Genomic DNA, 7,969 nt, shown 5'->3' on the forward strand with positions numbered 1-7,969 from the left:
AACTTCGATTACGACAACGACAACGACAACGACAACGACAACGAACACTAACCACTATCCACTTCCCCCCACAACGTCAGGAGAAAGAAATGGCTGAAGTATCAGGTATCGCGCTGGGCATGATCGAGACCCGTGGGCTGGTTCCCGCCATCGAGGCGGCGGACGCCATGACCAAGGCCGCGGAGGTCCGTCTCATCGGTCGGCAGTTCGTCGGCGGCGGCTATGTCACCGTCCTGGTGCGCGGGGAGACTGGCGCCGTCAACGCCGCCGTGCGCGCCGGGGCAGACGCCTGCGAGCGGGTCGGCGACGGCCTGGTGGCCGCGCACATCATCGCCCGTGTCCACAGCGAGGTGGAGCACATCCTGCCCAAGGCCCCCGAGGCTTGATATGTCCCGGTTGTCTGGCGGGCCGATTGGCGGCGGTTCATCCCGCCGCCGGGATCTAGGCGGACTCTGACGCACACTGATCGAGGAAGCACATGGCTGACGTGACTGGAATTGCTTTGGGGATGATCGAGACCCGTGGACTGGTGCCCGCCATCGAGGCGGCGGATGCCATGACCAAGGCCGCGGAGGTGCGGTTGATCGGCCGCGAGTTCGTCGGCGGCGGCTACGTGACCGTGCTGGTGCGCGGGGAGACCGGTGCCGTGAATGCCGCGGTGCGGGCCGGCGCGGACGCCTGTGAGCGGGTGGGCGACGGTCTGGTGGCCGCCCACATCATCGCCCGCGTCCATGGCGAGGTGGAAGGCATGCTGCCCAAATCGCCGCGCGCCGGCGGCAGCGGCCGCGATGGCGACATCGCGCCGGCCCGCAGCTAAGGCCCGGCGCCATGCTGGCAAACCCGCGCGTGGTCGGCTATCTGAACCAGGCCCTGGGTCATGAGCTGAGTGCGGTCCAGCACTATCTCACCCAGGCCTGTCTGTGCGACCTGTGGGGGCTGCCGGAGGCGGCCGCGGGGCTGCGCCGCGAGGCGGACGAGGAGCGTGAGCACGTCGAACGGATCATCGGGCGACTGCTGCTCCTGGGGCTGACACCCCAGGCCACCCAGGTGGCCCCGGCGCGGCCGGGCCGTGACCGCGGCGAGATGCTCCGTTCCAGTCACGCACTGGAGACGGCCGCGGTTCGCCTCTATGCCGAGGCTGAGATGGCTTGTGTGCGCCTGCGCGATCCCGCGACGGCGCAGTTGTTCGCCGATCTGCGGCGGGACGAGGAGCGCCACCTGGCAACGCTGAACCGGATCCTGACGGCACCCCTGCCGCTGTCGGCCTGAAGCGGCGGCCGGCGTCCATGACCCCGAATGAATACGAAGGAGAGATCTGCGATGACCGAGACTGAACCGACGCTGGCGCCGGGTTGGCAAGCCCAGCAACGTCCGCCGCTGCTGACCCGGCGGTTCGAGTTCGAATCCTATGCCGAGACCCGGGCCTGGCTCGACACCCTGGCCGGCTGGTCCGAGCGCAGTGGTGTCTATCCGGACCTGAATTTCGGCCGAACCTACGTCAACGTCACCCTTGGCGCCCAGGGCTCCGCCCTGCAGCCGGACGATCTGCGGTTGGCGGCGGAGGTGACGGCCCTCGCCGGCCCCTCCCCGGTCGGGGCTTGAAACCGCAATCCCCGTCGCTGCGCACAGGCACCACGCACGAGGTTCCGCGATCATGATCACACCGGAAGAACCACAGCCTGCGGCGCCGACCGCCGCGTCGGTCGCGCCGCCGATCCCGGCGATCACCAAGCCGACCAAGGCCGCCACCCGCCCCAAGGCACCGCCGCCCCCGGCGCCGCACCCGCGGACACCGGACCTCAATGACCCCGCCCGACCGCTGCATCCGCGGCGCATCTGGCCTGACTGAATCCTGCGACGGCGTACGGCGAGGCGAGCATGGCAATTCAACTGGCCGAGTATCAGGATGTCCTCGACGAGCTGGGCGAACATGCCGGCGCGGTCCTGGAGGGCGCCTGGCACGAGGCCGCCCGCGTCTTTTCGCCGCGCGGACTGGACGCCTATATCCGCGGCGCCGCAGGGCTCAAGGCGCTGGGCCGCGGCACCGACCTGGTCGTTTCGTTCATTGAAAGCGCACCCCTGGTGGCCCGCGAGATCGGAGAGCAGGCCGTGGCGGAACTGCTCTCCGCGGCCATCAAGATGTACTCCAAGACCAGCGCCGGGGTCCTGGCGCTGGTGTTCTCCACCGCCCCGACCGCAGCGGCCCGACTGGGAGAACTCGAACTCTTCAAGGGGTATCTGAGCCTGCTGGACCAGTTACTGGCCCAGGCCCCGCGCGCGATGCGTCCGCTGCTGGAAAACCTGGAAGTCCTGTTCGGCCACCTGACCCTGGGGGGGCTGCGCCGCTGGGCACTCTGGGGGATCTCCGCCCATCGCCATGACTTTGCCGCTCAGGCCCGGTACTTCGCCTTGCAGAGCGACGACGCCCTGGCGGTAATGAGAAAAGAGCAGCGCGGCGTACTCTTCGTCGATGTGCAGCGCCGACTGGTGCTGTACCTGCGCTCGCTCTGGGCGCGGGACTTTTTTTTGCGCCCCACCTCCGGCGACTACGAGACCCGCGAGGGCTACCAGCCCTATATCGCGCAGTCGTTCATCCACCTCCCGGATGCTTTTGACGACCTGACCCTGCCCGCCGGCGAGCGGATCGCGGGTTTGACCATCTACCGCGCCGCCGCGGCCCATGCCGCCGCCCATCAGGTCTGGTCCCGCCGCGATCCGGGAGCCGCCGAGCGCAGTGCGTTGGAGCGGGCGCTGATCGGGGCCTTCGAGGACGCCCGGGTGGAGGCCCTGGCCGTGCGCGCCTTCCCCGGACTGCGGCTGATCTGGCAGCCTCTGCTGTGCATTGATGCGGAGCGCGGCGACGGCTGGGGCGGCGTGCTGGACCGCATCGCCCGCGCCCTGCCGGACCCGGATTATCGGGACACCCATCCCCTGGTGGAGCAGGCGCGCACCGCGTTCAGCGCCGCCGCCGGGCGACTGGAGGAAACGGACCTGGCCCAGGCATTGGGGCTCGCGCTGGCCGAATCGGCCCGGGGCCTGGAACTGCCATTCAATCCCCGCACCGATCAGCCGTCCTGCCCCTACCGGGACGACAACCGCCATCTGTGGGCGGACCCGGACGACACGCAGGATCAGGTGCTGCTGCCCGGCCAGTCCCGGCAGGTGCGCAAGTACGTCAGTCTGATGGAAATGCTCAACACCCTGGACGTGGAAACGGCCGGCGACGATGCCGAGGAGATCTGGGTGCTCGCGAGCGAGCTGTTCGACGATGACGGCCTGAGCTTCAACGAGCGCGAGGGCAAGGAGCCGATCTCCTCCCCTTTTCACTACCACGAGTGGGACTACCAGACCCAACTGGAGCGGCCGAACTGGGCCACTTTGCTCGAAAAGCGGCCCAAGCGGGGCGACCCGGCCCGGATCGACGCGGTGGTGGAGCAGCACCAGCCCCTGATTCGGCGACTGAAATTCCTGATCGAGGCGGTCCAGCCCCAGGGCGTGATCCGCCAGCGCCGGGTGGAGGACGGCGACGAGATCGATCTCAACGCGGCGATCCGCGCCTTGGTGGACATCCGTCTGGGTCTGCAGCCGGACACCCGCATCGGCATCCGCACGCGCCTGCAGGTGCGGGACCTGTCGGTGCTGCTCTTGATCGACCTGTCGGAATCCACCAACGATCCGGTCCGCGAGTCGGCGGACGAGCGCACCGTGCTTGACCTGGCGCGCGAGGCCGCGGCCCTGCTGGCCGACGCCCTGGGCAAGATCGGCGACCCCTTCGCCATCCATGGCTTCGATTCCAACGGACGGCACGACGTGGAGTATTTCCGCTTCAAGGACTTCGATGCGCCCTATGACGACACGGCGCGCGCGCGGCTGGCCGGCATGACCGGCCAACTGTCGACCCGTATGGGCACGGCGCTGCGCCACGCGGGCACGCTGCTGGCACGCCGACCGAGCCACCAGCGCCTGCTCCTGGTGCTCACCGACGGCGAGCCCGCCGACAACGACGTGCGCGACCCGCAATACCTGCGTCAGGACGCCCGCAAGGCGGTGGAGGAACTGCACCGGCGCGGCATCCAGACCTTCTGCGTCAGCCTGGACCCGGCCGCCGACGACTATGTCTCGCGCATCTTCGGTGCCCGCAATTACATGGTGCTCGACCAGGTCGCGCGGCTGCCGGAAAAGCTCCCGGCCCTGTACTTGAGCCTGACGCGGTGATCAAGAAATCCATCAGGGAATGCCATGCGCACCAGTGTCGTTGTCGTAATCGAGGATAGCGGAGGTCCGTCTGCAACTGGAGGCCGAGGCTTTAGCCGGTGGCGGGTCCCGACATAGCAAAAAGAAATCAGTTTAGCCAGCACGTCGGACCGGCTAAAGCCTCGACCTCCAATGGCCGGAACGACGATCAAGGCCGAGAACGACAATGGGAACGCTGATGTTCGTGTTTAACCTGTTCTTGACTCGCTTCTAGCCACCCGGTGGGATGTCACGCAAATGCCATTCGAACCAGTTGTCTTTTTCTTCGTATTGGGTGCGGCAGCCGGTTTGCTGCGCTCGGACCTCAAGATCCCGGGCAGCATCTACGAGTTCCTGTCCATCTATCTGCTGCTGGCCATCGGGCTCAAGGGGGGCGTAAAGCTGGCCGAGTACCCGCTCGGGGAGATCGCCCTGGTCAGTTTAGTGGTCGTGGTCGCGGCGGCCACCATTCCGCTCATCGCCTTTCCCGCGCTGCGCATCATGGGCGGCCTGTCGCGGGCCGACGCCGGCTCCATCGCCGGCCACTACGGTTCGGTCAGCGTGGTCACCTTCTCGGTCGCCGTGGCCTTTCTCAGCAAGCGCGCCATCCCTTACGAGGGCTATCTGATCGTCTTCCTGGTGCTGCTGGAAATGCCGGCCCTGATCATTGGCGTGATCCTGGCGAAGTACGGCAGCGGCGGGGTACGCTGGGGCAAGATGTTGCACGAGGTCTTCTTCGGCAAGAGCATCCTGCTGCTGACCGGGGGTCTGATCATCGGTCTGATCGCCGGGCCGGAGGGGATCAAGCCGCTGGATGCCCTGTTCTTCGACCTGTTCAAGGGCATGCTGGCCCTGTTCCTGCTGGAGATGGGGCTGGTTGCCTCCACCCGCATCGCCGAACTCAAGACCTACGGCGCCTTCCTGCTGGGTTTCGCCGTGGTCATGCCCTTGGCGGCCGCCGTGATCGGCGCCCTGACCGGCACGCTGCTCGGTCTGTCCGTGGGCGGCACGGTGCTGCTTGCCACCCTGTACGCCAGCGCCTCCTATATCGCCGCGCCCGCTGCCATGCGCATCGCGGTACCGGAGGCCAATCCGGCCCTGTCCATTGGCGCTGCCCTGGGCGTGACCTTTCCATTCAACATCTTTTTTGGCCTGCCGATCTATTATTGGCTGGCCGAGTTTTTCCATGGCCTGGGAGCATCCGCAACATGACGGCCCAACCAAAAACACTGCTGACCATCATTACCGAAGGGGTACTGGAAAATAGCCTGGTCGATGACTTCAAGCGGCTCGGTGTCATCGGCTACACCATTTCCGAGGCCCGCGGCCTCGGCACCCATGGCCTGCGCACCGGCAACTGGCGCAAGGACGGGAACATCCGGGTCGATATCGTCGCCGACAGCGATCAGTGCGCGCGGATCGTCGACCAACTCCGGGCGGACTATGACCGGGATTATGGTCTGCTCATGTATAGCTGCCCAGTCGATCTGCACGGGTGAGTCCAGATGAAGATTCTGAATGAAATCCGCTTCGATAATCTGCGCGGCGATCTCTTCGGCGGGGTCACCGCCGCGGTCATCGCCCTGCCCATGGCGCTGGCCTTCGGTGTCGCCTCCGGGGCCGGCCCGGAGGCGGGGCTCTACGGCGCGGTGCTGATCGGGCTCTTTGCCGCGCTCTTCGGCGGCACCCCGACCCTGATCTCCGAACCGACCGGACCCATGACGGTCGTCTTTACCGCGGTGGTCACCAGCCTGGTGGCCGCCGACCCCGAGCAGGGCTTGGCCATGGCCTTCACGGTGGTGATGCTGGCGGGTCTGTTTCAGATCGCCTTCGGGGCCATGAAGCTGGGACGCTACATCACGATGATGCCCTACATCGTCATCTCGGGCTTCATGTCCGGGATCGGCTTTATCCTCATCATCCTGCAGTTGCCGGGTCTGCTCGGGCATGCCGCCCCGGGCGGCGGCGTCCTGGGCGCCCTGCAGGCGCTGCCGGACCTGGTCCGCGCCATCGACCCGCAGGAGGCCGCCCTCGCCGGTCTCACGCTCGCGATCCTCTTCCTGCTGCCGCGTCAGGTGAAGCGCTACCTGCCCCCGCAACTGCTGGCCCTGGTCGCGGGCACCCTGCTCGCGGTGCTGTGGCTGGGCGACCAGGACATCCGGCGCATCGGGGCCATCCCCAGTGGACTGCCGTCGCTGCACCTGCCGGTGTTCACCCTTGCGCAATGGCAGACCATCGTGGTCGATGCCGCGGTGCTCGGCCTGCTCGGCTGCGTCGACGCCCTGCTGACGGCGGTAATCGCCGGCAGCCTGACCCGCAAACCGGTGGCGGCGGACAAGGAGCTGATGGGTCAGGGCATCGGCAACCTGGTCTCCGGACTCTTCGGCGGCCTGCCGGGCGCCGGTGCGACCATGGGCACCGTGGTCAACATCCAGGCCGGCGGACGCACCGCGCTCTCGGGCCTGACCCGCGCCGCCATCCTCGCCGTGGTGGTGATCTGGGCCAGCGGACTCACCGCCCAGATCCCACTGGCCGTCCTGGCCGGTATCGCCGTCAAAGTCGGCATCGACATCATCGACTGGCGTTTCCTCAGCCGGGCCCATCGGGTGTCGATCAAGGGCGCCGCGATCATGTACGGCGTCATCGCCCTGACCGTCTTCGTCGACCTGATCGCCGCCGTCGGCATCGGCCTCTTCGTCGCCAACATGCTGACCATCCGGCGCCTGGCGGATACTCAGGCCGAGTCTGTCTGCACCCTGCCCGCCCGCCGCAAGGCCGACGAGATCCCCTGTGCCGGCCTCACCTGCGAGGAGCGTTCACTGCTGGCCCAGGGCCGCGGCCGTCTCAAGCTCCTGTATCTGAGCGGCCCCCTGATCTTCGGTGCCGCCGTCGCCATCGACCGTCAGGCGTCCAAGCTCGCCGGGGCGCAGGCGGTGGTGATCGACCTCCGCCAGGTGCCGCACCTGGGCGTCACCACCGCCGTGGCGATCGAGTCGACGGTGCGCGACGCGCTCGCCCAGGGCGCTCAGGTCTATCTCGCGGTCGGCCACGGCCAACCCAGGCAGCGGCTCGAACACCTGGGCCTGGGCAAGGTCCTGCCCGCGGAACGCTGGGTGCCGGAACGGGAGGCTGCACTCGGGCAGGCCCTGGCGCGGCTTGGGCCGCGCAAAGGGGGCGAGGCGCTCGCCGCATGACGGCCGGGGCGGGGCCGCGGCTAGCAGCCTGTCGGACTTGATGAGGTAACCGATTGAAGTTAAAGAGTTTCAGCTTTTTTGGCGCAAATTTTTTATCTTCTATAATCAAGTTCTTACGCTGCAAGTCCGACAAACTGCTAGGGCTCTGATCAGGCAGGCACCGGCGCGGACGGCGGCAAGGTCGCTGCGACCTCGGCGGGGCCGACGACGCGCCCGGGCGGACACCCTGGAATTCGTCATTGGACCAAGTTCCAGCTTTACCGCGACGAAGGCGTCGGCTACTACCTGCTGCTCTATCCCCGCCAGACCAAGGCCAAGGTGTATCGGCTGGTCGATGGCGAGTATCGAAAAATCGGCGATTTCCAGCGCGAAACCTGCCCTATTGCGTTACCTGATTGCACCATCGCGCTCGATGTCGGCAAATTGTGGTCGCGCTGACCGCACCCCAAGCCCCCAAAAAGCGCATCCGCCGGATACCGGGGTATACTGCGGCATAGCCGCGACTCCCGCGGCACAGTCCGGGGCCTGTCGCCCCCTACCCG

At 67.2% G+C, this 7,969-nt stretch carries 10 protein-coding genes; all 10 read left to right on the forward strand.

Translation table 11 applies throughout. From position 1 onward, the window contains the following. Positions 1-89 precede the first annotated feature (89 nt). The gene (locus tag QZY03_RS09235) at positions 90-386 is read left to right on the forward strand and encodes a BMC domain-containing protein (protein ID WP_020504487.1); all 297 of its coding nucleotides are present in this window, start codon (positions 90-92) and stop codon (positions 384-386) included. Between the two features lie 92 nt (positions 387-478). Next, a complete protein-coding gene (locus QZY03_RS09240) occupies positions 479-817 on the forward strand; it encodes a BMC domain-containing protein (protein WP_295580274.1) in 339 nt (112 codons plus the stop codon). A gap of 11 nt (positions 818-828) precedes the next feature. After that, positions 829-1,269 (forward strand): demethoxyubiquinone hydroxylase family protein, encoded by a 441-nt coding sequence (locus QZY03_RS09245; protein ID WP_295580276.1) that lies wholly within the window; start codon positions 829-831, stop codon positions 1,267-1,269. A 51-nt stretch (positions 1,270-1,320) separates the two neighbouring features. Then, positions 1,321-1,602, forward strand: a complete 282-nt coding sequence (locus QZY03_RS09250; RefSeq protein WP_295580277.1) for a 4a-hydroxytetrahydrobiopterin dehydratase — start codon at positions 1,321-1,323, stop codon at positions 1,600-1,602. A 52-nt stretch (positions 1,603-1,654) separates the two neighbouring features. Next, positions 1,655-1,849, forward strand: a complete 195-nt coding sequence (locus tag QZY03_RS09255; protein WP_295580279.1) for a hypothetical protein — start codon at positions 1,655-1,657, stop codon at positions 1,847-1,849. A 29-nt stretch (positions 1,850-1,878) separates the two neighbouring features. Then, complete coding sequence (locus tag QZY03_RS09260; protein WP_295580280.1) at positions 1,879-4,215, forward strand: VWA domain-containing protein; 2,337 nt, start codon at positions 1,879-1,881, stop codon at positions 4,213-4,215. Positions 4,216-4,491: 276 nt separating this feature from the next. Further along, positions 4,492-5,445: a sodium-dependent bicarbonate transport family permease gene (locus tag QZY03_RS09265; protein WP_295580282.1), complete on the forward strand. Its 954-nt coding sequence runs from the start codon at positions 4,492-4,494 to the stop codon at positions 5,443-5,445. Then, positions 5,442-5,732, forward strand: coding sequence for a transcriptional regulator (locus tag QZY03_RS09270; RefSeq protein ID WP_295580284.1), 291 nt, complete (start codon positions 5,442-5,444; stop codon positions 5,730-5,732). The genes QZY03_RS09265 and QZY03_RS09270 overlap by 4 nt, the downstream gene beginning before the upstream one ends. 6 nt (positions 5,733-5,738) lie before the next feature. Then, on the forward strand, positions 5,739-7,427 hold the full coding sequence (locus tag QZY03_RS09275) for a SulP family inorganic anion transporter (protein WP_295580286.1): 1,689 nt from the start codon (positions 5,739-5,741) through the stop codon (positions 7,425-7,427). 231 nt (positions 7,428-7,658) lie between these two features. Continuing rightward, positions 7,659-7,865 carry a Uma2 family endonuclease gene (locus QZY03_RS09280; protein WP_295580287.1) on the forward strand — a complete coding sequence of 69 codons (207 nt, stop codon included), beginning with the start codon at positions 7,659-7,661 and terminating at the stop codon, positions 7,863-7,865. Positions 7,866-7,969 lie beyond the last annotated feature (104 nt).

Source organism: uncultured Lamprocystis sp. (genome assembly GCF_903933125.1).
Classification (GTDB): Bacteria; Pseudomonadota; Gammaproteobacteria; order Chromatiales; family Chromatiaceae; genus Thiodictyon.

Bases quoted from the DNA above. Each gene is read 5' to 3' on its own strand.
- QZY03_RS09275 (WP_295580286.1), top strand. From the start codon at position 5,739: ATGAAGATTCTGAATGAAATCCGCTTCGATAATCTGCGCGGCGATCTC.
- QZY03_RS09270 (WP_295580284.1), top strand. From the start codon at position 5,442: ATGACGGCCCAACCAAAAACACTGCTGACCATCATTACCGAAGGGGTA.
- QZY03_RS09255 (WP_295580279.1), top strand. From the start codon at position 1,655: ATGATCACACCGGAAGAACCACAGCCTGCGGCGCCGACCGCCGCGTCG.
- QZY03_RS09240 (WP_295580274.1), top strand. From the start codon at position 479: ATGGCTGACGTGACTGGAATTGCTTTGGGGATGATCGAGACCCGTGGA.
- QZY03_RS09235 (WP_020504487.1), top strand. From the start codon at position 90: ATGGCTGAAGTATCAGGTATCGCGCTGGGCATGATCGAGACCCGTGGG.
- QZY03_RS09250 (WP_295580277.1), top strand. From the start codon at position 1,321: ATGACCGAGACTGAACCGACGCTGGCGCCGGGTTGGCAAGCCCAGCAA.
- QZY03_RS09265 (WP_295580282.1), top strand. From the start codon at position 4,492: ATGCCATTCGAACCAGTTGTCTTTTTCTTCGTATTGGGTGCGGCAGCC.
- QZY03_RS09260 (WP_295580280.1), top strand. From the start codon at position 1,879: ATGGCAATTCAACTGGCCGAGTATCAGGATGTCCTCGACGAGCTGGGC.
- QZY03_RS09245 (WP_295580276.1), top strand. From the start codon at position 829: ATGCTGGCAAACCCGCGCGTGGTCGGCTATCTGAACCAGGCCCTGGGT.